Below are 16,846 nucleotides of genomic sequence, written 5' to 3' on the forward strand. Positions count from 1 at the left end.
TGCATTTAGTGATGTGCGATGCGCCGAAAGCCGCCGCCGAGAGGGACTAGATGAAGCCGTTTAGCATTGACGAGCGCACGCTTCCACCGCTGTTCGATGTCGGCGCCGTATGGACTATTCTCTGGCAACGCAGAATGACTGTGTTGGCGAGCACATTTCTAGTGCTGCTGCTGACCGTTGCATACCTTGCCGTCGCCAAGCCGAGCTATACGGCAACAGCCTCGATCATGATCGACCCACGCGATTCCCATGCCACCAACTTGAACAGTGTGCTGCCTGGAATAGGCAACGACAGTGCGGCGATCGCAAGCCAGGTCTTCGTCATCGAATCCCGCGATCTGCTAATGAAAGTCTTCGAAAGCGAGAAGATTGAAAGCGATCCGGAATTTTCGGGTGGCGGCCTTCTGTCGCTCATCGGGCTGGGGGGGCGAGCTCCCACAAAGGATGAGATCTTCAAGCGATTTCAGCGCAACGTCACTGTCGAGCGGGCAGGGCTAACTTACGTCATCGATATCAACTTCGTATCCCGATACTCCGACAAGGCGGCCCGGATCGCCAATGCCATCGTCAGCCGCTATAAGACCGGCCTTTCGGGCGAGCGCGAAACAGCCAACAGCGACGTGAACTCGATCCTTGCGGACAAGATCGGCGGCCTCCAGAAAAACGTCAGCGATTCCGAACATGAAGTTGCCGAATTTAAGGTCACACACAAGATTCTTGATGCTTCCGCCGGAGGCACGCTGCAATCGCAGATCGACAAGCTTACCGATCAGTTGATCGCCGCGCGTAGCGACGCCGATCAAGCCAAAGACAAGTATAGTCAGGCGCTTGCCGCCGGCACATCGCCCGCCGGCCTTGCCAAGCTGTCGGAGATCCTTTCCTCCGAAGCAACCGTGAAGCTGCGCGAAAACTACAATCAGCGCGCCTCGGATCTTGCCAATTATGAAGCCATGTACCAGCCGCGCCATCCGATGATCAAAAGGCTTCGGTCCGAGCTCGACAGGATGCAGGGGCTGATGGCCGTTGAGGCGCAACGTATCACGCAGGAACTGAAGGCAAAATCCGATCTGGCTGCGCAGACTGTCGTCACGCTTCAGGCGAAGCTCGATGCGCTGCGTCAGCAGTTGGAAGGCTCCGATGTCGCGCAGGTGCAGTTACGGCGGCTGGAGGCAAGAGCACAGGCGGCACGAGCCGTTCTTGACGACTTCCTGAAGCGCGCCGAGGAAACCTCGCAGATGCAGGGCCTCCAGCTTCAGGAGGCGCGCGTGATAAGCTCCGCCGCGCCGCCGGTGCAGCCGACCTGGCCAAAGCCCCTGCTGCTATTGCCGGTCAGCGCCTTGCTCGGTCTCATCATCGGATGCGGTCTCGCCTTGTTGCGAGGGCTGAAAAGCCGACGCGAGGGAGATCCAACTCCCCCGCTGCGCAGCAGGCTTCAGCAGGTTGAACCGCAGAAAGAGAGCATACAGGAGAAGGGTCGTTCCGAACCGGCACCCATCAGCTTCGGGGAATACCATTTGCCGAGCGTAACCGGTGTTGGAGCATATTCGAGTATCCGCGCGATGCGGCGGCGCTTCTTCCAAGCCGGCAACGAAGCTTTCTCACGAGACGTGCTGCAACTGATGCGGCGCATCATCCATCACCTGACGGAACATCCGAAGCCTTATGTCCTGCTGATGTCCTCGCTTCATACCCCTCTTTCGGCAAGGCTCGCCGGCGCCATGGTGGGCATTGGTCTTCAGCAGGCCGAACAGAATGTACTTGTGGTCGAATTCGGCAATCAGCCGGGACTGGAAGCTCCGGCGCGAAGTGGCAACGGCGTCTTTATCAGCGGTGCGAGCGGCCTTCATACCGTCGTCTATAACGTTGCCGCCGAGAGGAGTTCGATATCGCGGCAGCATCTGACGATCGACGACATATTGGCCGGCGCCGGGGCTTACGACTTCGTCCTTCTGATGGCTCCTTCTCTGGTTGGGGAGGATTGGGAACCGGCCCTTTTTGCCGAGGCGGATCTTATGCTTTTTGCACTTAGCCCCACGGAGGATATGTCCGAGGTCGACAACATGCTTCGCCAGCGCCTCGATGCGGATCAGATCGGGCGGAGCGCGACGCTTGTGATTGCACGGGAACCGGCGGGCGCCGCAGAAAGCCAGATGGTGCAAGCCATCCGGCCGACTGGCGATGGGGAACGGGGCGACAGGATCGCCGCGAGGCGGTGAACATGGCCTCCAGCCGCACATCAGTACCTATTTCGCGCAGACAGGCTCTTGCGCTTGCCGGCGGCTCGGTTGCTGCGGCTCTCTCCATTCCTAAATTGGCCGCGGCACAGGCAACGAACCGGCGAACGGTACCATCGCGCGGGTTCAATTTGCCGGGCTGGGTCGACAGGAGTGACGGTATCGCGCCGAGCGAGGTTGTGCTTGAAAAGCTTCGCGGTATGGGCTTCGAGACTGTCCGGTTGCCTGTCAACGGCGACCTCATAGCGAATGGAGACGCAGCGGCACTTCGTCATATTCGGGAAGGCGTGGCTGATCTCGTCCGGCATGGCTTCGCCGTCATTGTGGACATGCATCCTTCGGAAAGTCTTCATGCCGCTTTGCGTCTTGACTTTGATGCCGGAGCGGAACGAGTGTCACAGGCATGGACCGCTCTTCGCTCCGTCATTGCTGATCTGTCGCCAGCTTCGGTCTATCCCGAGCTCTTGAACGAGCCGCCGCTGGAGAGCCAGGCATGGCTCGGCTTGCGCGACCGCCTTGCGGAGATCGTCCGATCCGGATGCCCGCACCATACGCTTGTCTGGGGGCCTTCGCCTTCGCAAGGCATCTGGGAGATCGGCCAGACACCGCCGCTTGCGGACGATAACCAGATCGCGGCCATTCATTTCTACGCACCGACGGCCTTCACCCACCAATGCGAAACCTGGGATGCCTCTCCGCTTGCGCGAATTTCCAACCTACCGTTTCCGGCGACGAAGGAAACGCCTGATGTCCAAGAGCGCATCAAGGCACTTCGGACGGCGGGTGATGAGCAGGCGGCAGCCCTCATCGAGGAGCAACTGTCGACACCTTGGACGGAGGCCGCAATATCAGCCGAATTTGCAGGGCTCAAACGTTGGTCCGAGGCGCATGAATGCCCGGTGATCATGAACGAGTTCGGCGTGCTGAACTTCTGTGTCGGAGCTGAAAGCCGTGTTGCATGGGTCCGGGCGGTGCGGCGTGCGGCGGAGGTCCATCAGGTCGGCTGGGTCCATTGGGAGCTGGATCAGGGATTCGGCTTCATTCAAAGCAGGCGGAGCGCCGATGGCTTCGACCCGCTGATGACGGCGGCGCTTCTCGGCAGCGACGGCGGAGGCTGAGGTGAGCATTGCGGGCGGCCATACCGGTTTCGAAACAGGTGGTGTGAGATCGTTGCGCTCGGATGCCCTGTTTCATCTGTTCATTGCGCTGCTTGCCGTCGTTGCATCGGTTTCCGCCTTCGCGGTGTGGACACCGTTCGGAGTGGCTGCGACCTTTCTCCTCACTCTGGTGCTGTCGGTCGCGTCGCCCGGCTGCATACCAGTGGTGATCGCCTGCTCCTTTCTCTACCAAAATCTCGTGGTCGCGTGGTTCACGCCTTTCGTGCCGGACCACAATACATTCGACGCGTTGCGAGGCGCCAATTTCGTTATTCTGATGACGGCTTTCGGCATCTTCCTCGCCGCATCGTTCCAATATCGCGTCCGTACATTGACCGAGTTGCGTCCCTGGCTGCTATTCAGCTTTGCCCTGTGTGCGACAGTCTCCTTTTATTTTGCGCTTGGCGCTGTCCACGGAGGCCCGAAAGATGCCGTCATCTATTTCCGTAACACACTCACGCCGCTTGCCTGCTTCCACATCGCAATCCTGGCGGCCAGCCTCTATCCGATCGATTTGCGCAAGGCCATCTTCTGGCTCTGCGTCGGCGCTATTGCCTATGGATATCTCGAGCAGATCTTCCGGATGGATTTCCTGAGCCTGTTCCATGGAGATCTCTACGTGCAGCGAGGCCTCAAGGCGCAGATCGAGTCGGGCATTTGGGAAAAGAGGCTCAGGGAAACGGGCTTCGTGCTCCGCGGTCTGGAAGATACGATGATGACGACCTTCTTCAACATCAAGCTACTGAGCGAGTTGTTTCCGCCGATCTTCCGCAACGGCGGCCCGAATTTCCATCCGATCAGCTATGCTTATGGCCTCAGCATCATGTCCGCCTGGCTTCTCTTCAGGGGGCGTTGGGTAGTGCCTATCGTCGCGCTGCCGCTGTTGCTGGTCATCGGCTCCAAGGGCGCCACTTTCATGTTGCTCGTTGCGTTTGGCGCGCAGCTGATGTTTCGTCCGTCGCGGGCGGAGCTGACGCTCATGACGGTGGTCGTATTGGCTGTGGTCTGGACCGTCGTGGCCATCGTTTTTGGTGCGACGCATGGCGACTATCACGTTCTGGGCCTGATCGCCGGTGTCCGCGAATTCCTGCACAATCCCTTCGGACAGGGGCTGGGGATCGGCGGCAATCTGTCGAGCACCAGCCTTAATTTGGATTGGGATAGAGCCCAGGGCGAAGGCGTCGCCTCGATCCCGGTCGAGAGCGCCATCGGCGTCATGCTCTATCAAATGGGGGTCGGCAGCATTGTTTTCTTCGGCTTTCTGGTGGCGCTCGCGATGTCTGCGCGCCGCCAGCTCATCGCGACGGGTGATCCGGACTTTCTTTTCGCCTTCGTCGCCATCGTCACGATCACATCGAATGCCGTATTGCAGGAAGAGGCATTCTTTTCACCTCTCGCGCTCGGCTTCTGCCTTCTTCTGGTTGGCGTTTCGTTTGGTACGCGATGGCGCGCCCTCGCGCTGGCGCGGGGCACGCATGCGCGACACGGCACGGCGACAACGCAACCGCCTCGCTGAACCGCGCTCCAACAAATATTTGTTAATGATGATGTAGTAATATCTCCTATAGATTGGGCAATAGACCACAGTATCGGCACTACTCCGGAGTTTATCGTGGCTGTTTTAGGTGCTTACCCCCCCGGACTTACTTGCAGACCGATCGAAGACAGCGATTGGGATGGCATCATCGAATGCCTCGGCAGAAATTTCCCGACGCGGCCACGCAGCTACTGGGAAAGGGCCGTCGCTCGCATGGAAAAGAGGCCCGTCGTTCCCGATCTACCGAAATACGGCTTTGTGCTGGATATGTCAGGGCGGATCGTCGGTGTCTTGCTGGCGCTCTATTTCCTGCATCAGGGACAGGAGGGCGAGGAGATCCGCTGTAATCTCTCCAGCTGGTCCGTCGATCCGGAATACCGCGCCTTCGCCGGCAAGATGGTGATCGCGGTGCTGAGAAAGAAGAACGTTACCTACATCAACGTATCGCCGGCGCCGGGAACAGAAAAAGTCAACGAAGCGCTTGGCTTCCGCCGCTATTCGGAGGGGCAGCTCGGCTTTTTCCCATTGCTCGGTTCGGCGCGACGCGGTTACCGCGTGCTTGAAGCTCGCGCCGACCTGCCTGAGATGGCCATGCTTTCGCAGGGCGATCAAGATATTCTGCTCCAGCATGCGGCGCTCGATTGCTTATCCGTGATCTGCGTTGGCGAGGGGAGGGCATTTCCTTTCGTCTTCATGACACGCCGTGTGTTCCACGGCATCGTTCCCTGTGGCCAGGTTATCTATTGCCGCTCGCTGGAAGAACTCAGCCAGTGCGCGGGGGTGCTCGGTCGCTACCTGCTGCGCAAGGGCGCGCTGCTCTGCGTCGTCGATGCCAATGGGCCTGTACCCGGCCTGATCGGCCGGTATTTTGCCGGAAGCGGCGCGAAATACTTCAAAGGTCCGAAGCCACCTCCGCTCGGCGATCTGACCTTTACCGAGGTGGTCATATTCGGCTTCTGAAGGCAGTTCTCTTAGCTGTGCTTCGCTGCGCGTCAGACATTGCAGGCGTTTCTATTAAGCTGGCGAACGGGCCGGGGATTTCACATATCTCGCTGCAAGACGATATAATTTCGTTGCAAGCGCAGGGCTCAGCTTCTCAAGCGCATGCACTGCACGGCGCCGCATGAAATGGATCTGGCGGCGCGTACGCCAGCGCAAATCGGTGTTTGTTGCGAGATTGCGACCGTGCAAGGCCAATTGCAGCGCGAGGGCATCGCTTTCCTGTTTTTGAGGATCGTCGTAATAGGCGGCGATCTTGGCGCGATCGAAGGCGGTTTCGGCCATCCATTGCGGGATGTAGGCCGTGCACAGGCGCTCTACATCCGTCAGCAAGCGGCTGACCCCGATCCCGGTTGCCGGACAGGAGGACTGAAAGGCATCCCCGATCAGGACGACGCCGTCTTGCCGGCAATTCTCGGCAATGGTGATGTCTGTGAGCCAGCTGTCGACTTTACCGACGATGTCGAAGTCACCGGCAGTCTCAATCAGAGACGGGAAGATAGCCGCAAGCGTGTCCTTCGGGTTCTCATGAAGCGACTTGATCCACGGATCGCGCGGATCGCGGAACACGAAGAGATTGGCGCGAGTTCCGCCGGGGACGGGAAACAGGTTCATGTGATCGATGCCATCAGAGGTCCCATGATAGGTGAGAGCCATATGGCGGAGGCTCTTCGCTCCAACCGGGCGAAGATTGAAACCGAAGGCGAACGAGCGCTTCTCGGCGACCGATCTGTGCGAAATTCCAAGGTCCCGGCGCAATATGTCGCCCATACCGGTAGCGAGCACCAAAAGCCTCGCCGTCATCTCATCTTGTCCAAGAATTGCAATGCGCTGCCGCGTTGCGCCCGTTTGCACCCCACTCACCTGGCCGACGACGAAGTTTACATTTGCAGGCAAGGCGGCACGGAGGGCGGAAACGAGCCTGTTGTAAAGGAAGCCAAACTGACGATCGTTCGTCCGGTCCAGCATGCGTCCCTTGCGCATGTGGATGACTTCATCAAACGCAACAGCTGCGGCGGAGACAGGCCCGAGGAGGCGAAGCCGTTGCAGCGTATCGATCTGGCCGCCGCTCATCTTTTCCACGCGGAATTCCTCGGGGACGGTGCGATGGCGGTCGATCAGCGTCACGCGATAGCCGGCGTGGCCAAGTATGGTGGCAGCGAGCGTTCCGGAGAGCCCTCCGCCGACGATGGCTATGTCCGTATCGGTTTCAGTGGCAAGTCGTTCAAAGGATTGCTTGATGGTCATTTCGAGAACCTCAGGATCGCGTAAATGGCATAGGGATTGGTCGTGAAGTACCGCCAGAAAAGTCTGCGCGGCTCCATCAGCACACGCCAGCACCACTCGAAGCCGGCTTTCTGAACCCATATCGGCGCTCGTCTGGTTTTCTGCGCCAGATGATCGAAAAGACCACCGGATGTCTTGATGACGCCGACATTTGCAAGCCGCGCGGCAAAGTCGTGTACGAAGATCTGCTCGCGCGGAACGCCAAGTCCGAGCCACAATATATCGGGGGCAAGCGCATTGATTTCGTCGAGCTTCCTTTCGAGTTCCTCCCCGGAGAGATAACCATGGCAATGGCCGGCGATGTGCAGGTTCGGATAGCTCTCGCGCGTGGCGGTCACAGCCTTTTGGTTCTCCGCTTCCGTCGCTCCCAGCAGATAGAAACTAATGCCTTCCTGCTCTGCGAGGGCGGCTACGTCATGGAACAGGTCCGTCGTTGCCACGCGCTCAGGCAGGCTCACGCTGCAGAGCCATCGCGACGCCATGACAAGCGGTTGCCCATCGGCAAGGATCTGATCGGCCTCGCGGAAGAGCCTGGCAATCTCTTCGTCCGCATGAACACGCGCGACAACCTCGCCGTTGGCGGAGGTGAAATAGTGCGGCCGATTATCGCTACGGCGATGTCGCGCGACCTCGATCATAAGCGAAGCGGCACTGCGCCGGTCGACGACGGTGATGGGCAATCCCCCTATCAGCACGCTTGGGAAGGCGAAGGCCCCCTGTCGCAATGGATAGGCCGATCCATATTGATTTGCATCTCCAGTTTGCATTTTGCCTTCCATGTTAGAAGCGGTTTCTGGGGAGGCATGGCCTTTGATGAGTGCTTGATCGGCATCGAGGCGCGAAATCTCAATGCCATCAACGGTTGCGGCGGCGCCATTCCTGTGTTTTGGAAAGTTTGTATCAATATCGTCCACGACCATTACCTCTTGCTTGAGTAATGGGTATCTAATATTCGGACGGAAGTTAAGTTGTTTATTAGTATTTAGTTAATGTATAAACTTCTAACGAAAGAATCTGCGCATATACTTATGTTGCAGGCAGTGCCCTCTGCAAGTAGTCTGGAAAATTATGAATTGAATACAAATACTTAAGTTTCAGCGTCGTGCGGCGCAGAAGCAGGCTTGCGTATTGACGTGAATTGGCTGCGCTTGCCGAGCAATGTTAGGTTGCCGTGCTGCTGCTTTCAGCTATCAAGGCGCTGCGTGCTAGATTCAAACAGCGTGAGGTCCAAGCGTTGGCCAGAACGGGATAAACTATGCGAGGCCGGCCCTCGCTAATCCGACGATCGAGTGATCGATACAACCAAGGCGGCAATCTTGCGGCACCTGGGGCCACTCACCTCTGGAGTCTTCGTATCGTTCTTGCCGACCGTTTCACGCAACTCCAGATGCAACGCCGTTGCGCGTCTATGCGGGAACAGCGCCAGCTTTCGAAGCTTCGAAGGCGCAAATGCCGAGCGAAGGGAGTTTCCGTTTCAGGAAGGATTTAGCAAAGCCTGCAATCCGGCAAGCTGATGGCGCCAGAAGACGGCGACGGCCTGCTGGATGGCTATCGGATTCTGATGCTCTTCAAGAATATCGGCGATCAAGTCGACTGTGCAGGCGAAAATCCTATGCAAAACAAATCTTGCGGGAGAGGAAAGAGCGCTGCCTCCTCCTCGTTTCTCCGTATGGGCGCAGGCCAGTCGTTCCATTTCATGGATCATCACGGTCCTCATACGCTCGAAACGCGTTCCGCGGGGGCCGCGCAGGAGGATGAGGACGGCCAGGCGATGCTCTATCCAGAACGCGAGCAGCGCACGAGTAGCATCGGAGCCGCTTGCAGTGGCAGTCTCCCAATCGTCCAGCCTTTCGAATTCCCTGAGACGACATTGCCAGCCATCCCGCAAGCGACGCGACAACCATATATCCCGCAGGCGTTGTGATGAACGCATCCGCTTCGTCCGATCCCTTATTGGGGCCGTGCAGGCCGAGCGGAAAGGCATGTCGATATTCGTGAGCGAAGCGTCGGCGTCCCACTCGGCAAGGTGAAGCGCTTCGACCAGCCGTGTGACGAGTCCAGGGGAGGCACCTTCCGCCCTGCGGGCCAGATCAAGCGTGTAAGGGGCCCCGGAAAATCGGCCAGCTTGACTTGTATGCGACTGAGTAGCATTTTATGCAGCAAAGGAGCTTGCCCTATGAGTGTCAAATCATCGATCTCCCTGACCGAACAGCAAGATGCTTTCGCTCGGTCGCTCGTGGAGACCGGGCGTTACTCGAGCCTGAGCTCGGTTCTGCAACAGGGCCTGGAGCTCTTGCGCCAGAAGACCGAGGCGGAAGCTGCAGAAACGGACGCCCTTCGCGCCCTGATCAAGCGGCGATTGGAGGGTCCGAAAGTCTCGGCCGCCGATATGGAAGAGAGTATCGAGAATATGCTTGAGCGAAAGCGGCGAGCCTTGCGTGTGGACGGTTGAGTATTCCCGCGCCGCCTTCCGCGATTTCGATCTGATCTTCGATCACCTGCTGGCGGCCTATGGCGGCCTCGGAGATGCTTCGGAGGAAGCTTGGGCACGCGCGGCCGACCGAGTTCGCCAGCTTCGCATCGACATAGACCGACTGGTGGAGACGCCTTACATCGGCACGTTGCGGCCGGATATTCATCCCGGCATCCGCTTCCTGCGGCGCGATCGGGCCGCTATTTGGTTCCTACCGGATGAAGAGCGGCAGGTGATCGTCGTCGCTGCCATTTTCTTCGGTGGTCAGGATCATATCAGGCATATGCTGGCACGCATGCTGGAGGAATAGATGCCTGAAGCGGCTCGCAATCTCAAGGCGTCGCTTCCTTCGCATCAGCTTTTGATCCTGAATGTGCCTCTCAAAACCGCTGCGCAGTCTTGCGAGGCATGTTCTCAGTTGGTCATGCTCGCCACAACGGTCGGCTTCTGGATGATGTCGACCCAACGGCCGGTGTCGTTGGTCGCCTGCCGCTTCAGGTAATGATAGGGCGTTTGCGTCCAGTTTTTGACCTGATCGGTGAGGTTGTCGAGGATGAAGTCGCCCCGATCCGTGCGTACCGTGACGACGGCGTGACCTTCTCCATCCGGCAGACGAACGACCGTGATCAACAGGTTGGCGGGCGATATGCCCTTCTTCATCAGTTCGCGACGCTTCTCGAGAGCATAATGTTCGCAATTGCCCATGCCGTCGTCCGGATAGTTCCAGTATTGCACCACGCCGTAGTGGTCGAAATCGCTGACCGGCTTGACCCATCTATTGACGGAGGTGTTGACCTCGACGATCTCCTCCCAGGTCTTCTGGTTGATACTGATGGGGCGCAGATCGCTCGGATGGATCGAGCACTCATCCGGGCGGCGCTGGCAGAAATCGTAGTGTCCGATTGGCTGTGAGGTGATCGAGCCCGTCGACATCACCGGGCTTGGTGCCGCCGAGGCCCCCATTTCCCAGGCAAGGACAGTTGTCGCAAAAATCAAAGCTGAAAGAATGCTCTTGGCTGCGGAAAGCAGGCTGGTCGACCGGACGACGCAAAACATACAAACGCCTTTGCCCAAAGGAACAGTGTTAACGAATCGTTAAATTTTGAGCTTTCCGAAGTCAATTTGACTCGTCGTGGAACGGCCGCAAATCTTAATAGATGGTTAACATCGGGAGCATGGCAATTCCTGCAGCCGGATAGGGGAATGTCGACATGGCCTCTTGAGGTGCGGCCTCTGTTCGAAGGCAGCCTTCGGGCGGCGAACGATGCGATCATTGAGGTCGCAGTGTCCGCATTGAATAGCGACGAGGAGGAGGCAAACCAGAACCTTGCTACACCTAGGCGCTAGGGATCCGACTACACGACAGGCTTAGCGTCAAAGGCGGTTCACTCAGGCGATCCTCGTAGGCATTGCTCGATCCGAACCTTGAAACAAGCTGAGGGGTCGTCAGTCTCGGACGTTTGGAATTTCCTTGCCAGCAGCCAATCTCTCGCCGCAATCGGCGAGCAAAAGCCCCGCTTCCAGCAGGTGCGGCCTGCCAGGAATGCAGGGCCGGGCGCGAAAGCGTTCCAATACGAGGAGCGAACCCCCTTTCGCGGGCCGGTCCTGTTTTCTTCATCAGGCGAATTCGGATGGCGCTGGAGCGCTTCCGCTTTTTCTGGAATCGCTCCGCAGGAAGTCGTCCCGGCAAGGTAAGCGGTCGGCAATATCGTCCCATCCTGCGGGGAGACCGCAGGACCACTCGATGAAATTATACAGACATCACCGACCTCAGAACGGCGTTGACAGAAGCCAGATGGTTTTTATATAACATGATATATAACGTGTTATATATTTGCGGAGCGCTGTTTTGGTTGAGGATATCGTCAAATCACTCGGCTTTCTTTGTCTGGGCAGCCGTCTTCGCCGTATTGGCGAACGCTTGCAGGCCGATACACAGCAAATCATGGAGGAGCTTGGCGTCTCCCTTCAGGCTGCGCAATATCCGTTTCTGGCGGCGCTCGACCGTGCAGGTCCGCTGACGGTCGGCGAACTTGCCCAGGCCGTCGGTATCGCGCAACCGGGCGCTACGCGCACCGTCTCCCAATTGCTGGAGATGGATTACGTTGACATAAGAACTTCGCCGGAAGACCAGCGCCGAAGGCTGGTTTCACTGACATCGAAGGGACAGGAACTGGTGGATTATTCCAGGCAATCGGTCTGGCCGCGCGTCGAGCAGGCTGTGGCCGAGCTTTGCGATGATTTCTCAGGGCCGATCCTGCAACACCTCGCCAATATCGAGGATGGGCTTGCCGCCATGCCGCTTGCCAAGCGGGCCAACCCGAACAAGGAGCGGAAATCATGAGCCATATTCTTGATCGCCCGGTCTGGAACGCCCTCCGAACCGTCCATGCTGCGCTGGCCGAGGGCGGCAACCAAGCTCTGCGCTATCCTCCCTCGATCGTGCCTTTCGCGGCTTCCGCCGATAGCTCCGCCGCAAGCCTCGAAGCTCTTGAGGATCTGCTTGCTTTGGGTGAGGCCGCCGCGCTTGTCGAGACTGGGCCGTTCGACACTCCACCGGGATTGATGATCCTCTCCGACGCCAGGCTCGTGCAGATGATTGCTGAAAGGCCCTATCAGCGGATTGTTGACAGCCGTATCGTACCGCTGACGGAGGCCGACGCTGAAGACATGCTTGCGCTTGCTGCCTTGACCAAACCGGGTCCATTCACGTTACGCGCCCAGAACCTGGGTGCCTTCTGGGGCATGAAGATCGATGGCCGGCTGGTTGCAATGGCCGGCCAGCGTATGCGCCAAACCGGCTTTACTGAACTCAGCGGCCTCTGCACTCACCCCGATTTCCAGGGGCAAGGCTTCGGCAAGCTGTTGTTCCGGTTTGTTGCGGGAGAAATCTCGGCAAGGGACGAAACCGCATATCTGCATGCCTATGCCGCAAACAGTTCGGCCATCTCGCTCTATAGCGCCCTCGGCTTTGGCCTGCGCGCCGAAATGAACTTCCGGATCGTCAGAGGTGACCGCTGAAGCGATATCCTCTCTTCACAGAGATCGGTCGTTTCAGCGGCCTTGATGCGTTCAGTCCTCGACGTTCGGCAACAGGATCGTCAAAAGCCCGATCAGCGGCAGGAATGCGCAGAGTTCGAACACGAACTCGATGCTGGTCCGGTCGGCCAGGACGCCAAGGGCTGCAGCCCCGATGCCGCCCATGCCGAAGGCGAAGCCGAAGAACAGGCCCGAGACCATGCCGACGCGGCCGGGCATCAGCTCCTGCGCATAGACCACAATTGCCGAGAACGCCGAGGCGATGACGGTGCCGATGATGGCGCTGAGGATCACGGTGACCTCGAGGCTGGCATGGGGCAGCACAAGCGTGAACGGCAATATGCCGAGGATCGAGGTCCAGATAACCTTCTTGCGTCCGATGCGATCTCCCACCGGGCCGCCGATCATGGTGCCGAAAGCGACTGCAGCGAAGAAGACGAACTGGCAGAGCTGCGCGGACCGTTCAGAAAGCCCGAACCGTTCCATCAGGTAGAAATTATAGTAGCTGGTGAAGCTCGCAAGATAGAAATACTTCGAGAAGATCAATGCGATCAGCACAGCGATTGCGATGCCGACGCGGGTGCGCGACAGAGAGAGCGCCTTGTGCTTCTTGCCGGATTTGGCCGGCGCGCGAAGGCTTTGCCCGTTCATTTGATACCAGCGCCCTAGGCCGCTCAGGATGAGAATGCCGAGGAAGGCGAGGATGGCAAGGAATGCCATGCCCCGCTGCCCATGCGGCAGGATGAAGAACGCCGCCAGCAACGGGCCGAGCGACGTGCCGAAATTGCCGCCGACCTGAAACACCGATTGCGCAAAGCCATGCTTGCCGCCGGACGCCAGCCGGGCGATGCGCGACGCTTCCGGATGGAAGATCGAGGAACCGAACCCGAGAAGGACTGCGCCCAGCACCAGAACCCAATAGTTCGGCGCAAAGCCGAGCGTCACCATGCCGGCGCAGCTGCAGGCCATGCCGAAGGGAAGCGAGTAGGGCTGCGGCTTGCCGTCGGTGTACCATCCGACGAATGGCTGCAGGATCGAGGCCGTCACTTGATAAACGAATGTGAGTACGCCGAGTTGGGCGAAGCTTAGTGCGAAGCCCGCTTTCAGCACCGGATAGCTCGCCGGCAGCAGGGACTGCGTCACGTCGTTGATGAAGTGGCCGAGACTGGCAACGAGGAGGATCGGGTATATCGTAGTCGCCGCGCGGGGCGCGTTCATGACCTGGCTCATGGCACTCGCTTTCAATTCGTTATCCGCGCTGATATTGAAAGAACAGGGCGCCCGCCACCGCGATTAGGCGCAATTATTACGAGACTGGGCCAAAATGGTCAGGAACAGCCGGATTGATCCATTCATCGATGTCGAGCGGCCGCTTGTTGCACTCGGCAATGAGTATAAGGACGGGCACCGTGTCGAGCCGCATCAGCATCGCCGGGCGCAGTTGCTCTATGGTTATTCGGGTGTGGTTCTGGCGACCACGCCCAGCGGCACCCTCGTCATGCCGCCGGAGCGGGGCATGTGGATTCCTCCCGGCATAACACACAGCGTCCGCATGCTCGGCAATGTCAGCATGCGTAGCATCTACATCGAGCCGCACGCCATCGAAACGATGCCGGATCACTGTCAGGTCGTGGAGATATCGCCGCTGCTTCGGGCCTTGATTGCAGAAGCCGTCGACATCCCCGTCGAGTATGATCGGACGGACCGGTCGGGGGCGTTGATGGCGTTGCTTCTCCACGAACTGGCGCGATTGAGGCCGCTGCCGCTTTCCCTGCCATTGCCGCGGAGCCCTGTGCTGGTGCAACGATGCCAGGATTTCCTTCTGCATCCCACTGCGCACGATACGATTGACCACTGGGCGAGCCATCTAAGCATGAGCCGCCGCGCGTTCACGCGGATGTTTCGCCTTGAAACGGGATTGAGTTTCGTCGAATGGCGGCAGCAGGCTTGTCTGCACGCTGCACTTCCGCGCCTTGTCGCTGGCACGCCTGTCACCACGATTGCCCTGGATCTGGGTTACCGGAACCCTGCCGCTTTTACATCGATGTTCAAGCGGGCTTTCGGCTATGCGCCGCGCGAAATCGCCCGCAGGCAAGCATTGCAGGAGACGCAGCGGGACGACCGTCGCTGAACCGCATCACTGTTGTTGAAGCGCAAGCCTCAGGCCAAGGGCGACATAAATCATTCCGACGACCTTCCCCTGCCACCGGCCAACTCTACGGTTTTGGCGCAGCCAGCCGCCGATCGAGCCGGCTCCAACGGCCAGCAGCGACGTGACAGAGATACTGAGGCCGACGAAGATGGCGCCCAGCACAGCAAACTGCGCGATGACCGATCCGTTCTCCGGGTGGATGAACTGCGGCAGGAAAGCCAGAAAGAACAGGGCGGTTTTGGGATTGAGTATTTCTGTAAAGAACCCCTGCCGAAATGCACGGATCGGCGTTATTACCTGCGCAGTCGGCATCTCCAGACTCTCGGCTTTTTCTACAAATGCCTTGAAGCCGAGGTAGATCAGATAGATAACGCCCGCATATTTGACGATCTCGAATGCCAGTGCCGATGTTGCCAGCAGCGCTGATAGCCCGAACGTCGCCATCATCGTGTGGAAGAGATCGCCAGCGGCAATCCCCAGCCCTGTTGCAAGCCCCGTGCGCCTGCCGCCGCTGACGGCTCGCGCCAATGTCAGAAGAGTGGCCGGCCCTGGAATGATCATCAGCCCCAGTACGACTGCAGTATAGGTTGTCAAAACACCGAGGCTGATCATCGATTTTCCTTTCGGCATCGCGCCGGCAAAGGGTGGCGCTCCTGCATAGGTTACTGGCGAATGCAGGAGCTCGCAAGCAGCGGCCGATGGTTGGCGATGGGCCTTTCATCCATCAATTCGGTTTGGGGCAGGCCTTCTGCGCCGGACTTCCCTTGAACCGATCTTCGAACCAGGCCGGCAGTGCGGCTGCAGCGATAGGGACGATTGTTTCATGATCCAATCCCTGGCTTTCCCTGTAGTCGACCGGGACTCTCTGCTGGCACAGGTCGGCCGCGACCTTGCGGGTCAATTGCACCGGCACCGCATCGTCCTTGTCGCCCTGGAAAAAGACGAAAGGCACATTCTTGACCGGCAGGAAGGCATCGTTCTTTTCGAGCAGTTCTCGCCAGGGTTTGCCGGGCTTCAATCCTTCCTGATTTGCAAAGAGCGTGGTCGGTTTGCCCTGCGTCTTGTCGGCGATCGTCCAGCAGCCGGCGCTGAGGTTTTCCAGCATTTCGAGGCCGTCGACGGAGAGCACGTCGCGCAGTTTCAGCTCGGGATGGCCGACATGCAGCCCGACCATGCGCGAGATGTAATAGCCGCCGGTAATGGTCGTCGTCAGGTCATATTCGGTCAGATCCCAATGCCGGGACGCCGGAGCAATCTCGCCCACGCCGAGCAGCTGGAGCTCGGGTGCGTAGCTTTCCTGCAGATGGGCAAGCCACAGGGAGGTTTGGCCGCCTTGCGACCAGCCATAGGCGGTGAACTTTGGTCCGACATTTGCGCCCGGAAACGTCTGGGCAAATCTGACGGCGTCCAGCGACGCCTGCGCCTGTGCCGCTCCGTTCAGATAGGCCGTCGCGCCCGGCGTGCCGAGACCCTGATAGTCGCTCGTCACGACCGCAAAACCCTTCTTCAGCAGATCTTCTATCGCCGGGATGCGAACTCCCCATTTGTCCACCAGACTTCGCCGCGATGGCGCGCAGCTATCCTCCATGCCGGCGGTTTCATGATTCCAGAGGACGAGCCGGCGTTGACCGGCAGGAGCCTGGTCGGGCAGATAGATTTCGCCGGAAACATAAGTCAGTTTTTCGCCAATGCCGGCGGTCACATAAATGACGTCCCAGCCCTTCGATCCCTTAGGTGCGTCCAGACGCTGCTTGGCCCAATAGATCTCTCCGGGCTTGGCGCCATCGGGAACCTGGGTCGGTATCTCGTCCCAGAATGCCGATCCCTGCGGCACGTCCTTGTTAGCTGGCGAAGAACTTTGAGCGGATACATGGGTCGCTGTAAAATTCACGGATAGCAAAAGCAGTGCCGTTGCCAGCACCTTTCTGGATGAAAACTCCATTCCTTCCTCCCAAGGTATTTTGCGAC

The 16,846-nt window shown here is 58.8% G+C and carries 17 protein-coding genes; 11 read left to right on the forward strand and 6 right to left on the reverse strand.

What is annotated here, in order from left to right:
- Positions 1 to 50 precede the first annotated feature (50 nt).
- From GGD46_RS14795 to GGD46_RS14810, 4 genes are all read left to right on the forward strand, one after another.
- Complete coding sequence (locus tag GGD46_RS14795; protein WP_184705082.1) at positions 51 to 2,216, forward strand: GumC family protein; 2,166 nt, start codon at positions 51 to 53, stop codon at positions 2,214 to 2,216.
- Positions 2,217 to 2,218: 2 nt separating this feature from the next.
- The gene (locus GGD46_RS14800) at positions 2,219 to 3,352 is read left to right on the forward strand and encodes a glycoside hydrolase family 5 protein (RefSeq protein ID WP_184705083.1); all 1,134 of its coding nucleotides are present in this window, start codon (positions 2,219 to 2,221) and stop codon (positions 3,350 to 3,352) included.
- Between the two features lies 1 nt (position 3,353).
- Positions 3,354 to 4,907 carry a hypothetical protein gene (locus GGD46_RS14805; RefSeq protein ID WP_184705085.1) on the forward strand — a complete coding sequence of 518 codons (1,554 nt, stop codon included), beginning with the start codon at positions 3,354 to 3,356 and terminating at the stop codon, positions 4,905 to 4,907.
- 96 nt (positions 4,908 to 5,003) lie between these two features.
- Positions 5,004 to 5,888, forward strand: coding sequence for a hypothetical protein (locus GGD46_RS14810; RefSeq protein ID WP_313206299.1), 885 nt, complete (start codon positions 5,004 to 5,006; stop codon positions 5,886 to 5,888).
- Between the two features lie 54 nt (positions 5,889 to 5,942).
- On the opposite strand, the gene GGD46_RS14815 is transcribed toward GGD46_RS14810, so the two are convergent.
- Together GGD46_RS14815 and GGD46_RS14820 are read right to left on the reverse strand one after the other, a co-directional pair.
- Complete coding sequence (locus tag GGD46_RS14815) at positions 5,943 to 7,175, reverse strand: FAD-dependent oxidoreductase (RefSeq protein WP_184705087.1); 1,233 nt, start codon at positions 7,173 to 7,175, stop codon at positions 5,943 to 5,945.
- Positions 7,172 to 7,981 (reverse strand): WecB/TagA/CpsF family glycosyltransferase, encoded by an 810-nt coding sequence (locus GGD46_RS14820; RefSeq protein WP_184705089.1) that lies wholly within the window; start codon positions 7,979 to 7,981, stop codon positions 7,172 to 7,174. Before GGD46_RS14820 ends, GGD46_RS14815 begins: the two co-directional genes overlap by 4 nt.
- A gap of 36 nt (positions 7,982 to 8,017) precedes the next feature.
- Here GGD46_RS14820 and GGD46_RS34250 point away from each other — a divergent pair, with 36 nt between their 5' ends.
- The 4 genes from GGD46_RS34250 to GGD46_RS14835 all read left to right on the forward strand — a co-directional run bounded on the left by GGD46_RS34250 (position 8,018) and on the right by GGD46_RS14835 (position 9,997).
- Complete coding sequence (locus GGD46_RS34250) at positions 8,018 to 8,152, forward strand: hypothetical protein (protein ID WP_281414640.1); 135 nt, start codon at positions 8,018 to 8,020, stop codon at positions 8,150 to 8,152.
- Between the two features lie 575 nt (positions 8,153 to 8,727).
- Positions 8,728 to 9,138 (forward strand): hypothetical protein, encoded by a 411-nt coding sequence (locus tag GGD46_RS14825; protein WP_184705091.1) that lies wholly within the window; start codon positions 8,728 to 8,730, stop codon positions 9,136 to 9,138.
- 252 nt (positions 9,139 to 9,390) lie between these two features.
- Positions 9,391 to 9,666: a type II toxin-antitoxin system ParD family antitoxin gene (locus tag GGD46_RS14830; RefSeq protein ID WP_184705093.1), complete on the forward strand. Its 276-nt coding sequence runs from the start codon at positions 9,391 to 9,393 to the stop codon at positions 9,664 to 9,666.
- The gene (locus GGD46_RS14835; RefSeq protein WP_184705095.1) at positions 9,653 to 9,997 is read left to right on the forward strand and encodes a type II toxin-antitoxin system RelE/ParE family toxin; all 345 of its coding nucleotides are present in this window, start codon (positions 9,653 to 9,655) and stop codon (positions 9,995 to 9,997) included. Before GGD46_RS14830 ends, GGD46_RS14835 begins: the two co-directional genes overlap by 14 nt.
- A gap of 104 nt (positions 9,998 to 10,101) precedes the next feature.
- Here the strand turns inward: GGD46_RS14835 and GGD46_RS14840 are convergent, their stop codons facing one another.
- Positions 10,102 to 10,743 (reverse strand): transglutaminase-like cysteine peptidase, encoded by a 642-nt coding sequence (locus GGD46_RS14840; RefSeq protein WP_184705097.1) that lies wholly within the window; start codon positions 10,741 to 10,743, stop codon positions 10,102 to 10,104.
- A gap of 793 nt (positions 10,744 to 11,536) precedes the next feature.
- Between GGD46_RS14840 and GGD46_RS14845 the strand changes: the two genes are divergently transcribed.
- Complete coding sequence (locus GGD46_RS14845; RefSeq protein ID WP_184705099.1) at positions 11,537 to 12,031, forward strand: MarR family winged helix-turn-helix transcriptional regulator; 495 nt, start codon at positions 11,537 to 11,539, stop codon at positions 12,029 to 12,031.
- Positions 12,028 to 12,708: a GNAT family N-acetyltransferase gene (locus GGD46_RS14850; protein WP_184705102.1), complete on the forward strand. Its 681-nt coding sequence runs from the start codon at positions 12,028 to 12,030 to the stop codon at positions 12,706 to 12,708. The genes GGD46_RS14845 and GGD46_RS14850 overlap by 4 nt, the downstream gene beginning before the upstream one ends.
- Before the next feature lie 51 nt (positions 12,709 to 12,759).
- Here the strand turns inward: GGD46_RS14850 and GGD46_RS14855 are convergent, their stop codons facing one another.
- Positions 12,760 to 13,971, reverse strand: a complete 1,212-nt coding sequence (locus GGD46_RS14855) for an MFS transporter (RefSeq protein ID WP_409527684.1) — start codon at positions 13,969 to 13,971, stop codon at positions 12,760 to 12,762.
- A 79-nt stretch (positions 13,972 to 14,050) separates the two neighbouring features.
- On the opposite strand from GGD46_RS14855, the gene GGD46_RS14860 reads away from it, so the two are divergent.
- Entirely contained in the window at positions 14,051 to 14,857 is an 807-nt protein-coding gene (locus GGD46_RS14860; RefSeq protein ID WP_184705104.1) for an AraC family transcriptional regulator, read from the forward strand.
- 6 nt (positions 14,858 to 14,863) lie between these two features.
- On the opposite strand, the gene GGD46_RS14865 is transcribed toward GGD46_RS14860, so the two are convergent.
- Positions 14,864 to 15,490 carry a LysE family translocator gene (locus tag GGD46_RS14865; protein ID WP_184705106.1) on the reverse strand — a complete coding sequence of 209 codons (627 nt, stop codon included), beginning with the start codon at positions 15,488 to 15,490 and terminating at the stop codon, positions 14,864 to 14,866.
- Positions 15,491 to 15,602: 112 nt separating this feature from the next.
- The gene (locus GGD46_RS14870) at positions 15,603 to 16,820 is read right to left on the reverse strand and encodes a lipase family protein (protein ID WP_184705108.1); all 1,218 of its coding nucleotides are present in this window, start codon (positions 16,818 to 16,820) and stop codon (positions 15,603 to 15,605) included.
- Positions 16,821 to 16,846 lie beyond the last annotated feature (26 nt).

The organism is Martinezella lusitana (assembly GCF_014207095.1).
GTDB classification, from domain to species: Bacteria; Pseudomonadota; Alphaproteobacteria; order Rhizobiales; family Rhizobiaceae; genus Rhizobium; species Rhizobium lusitanum_B.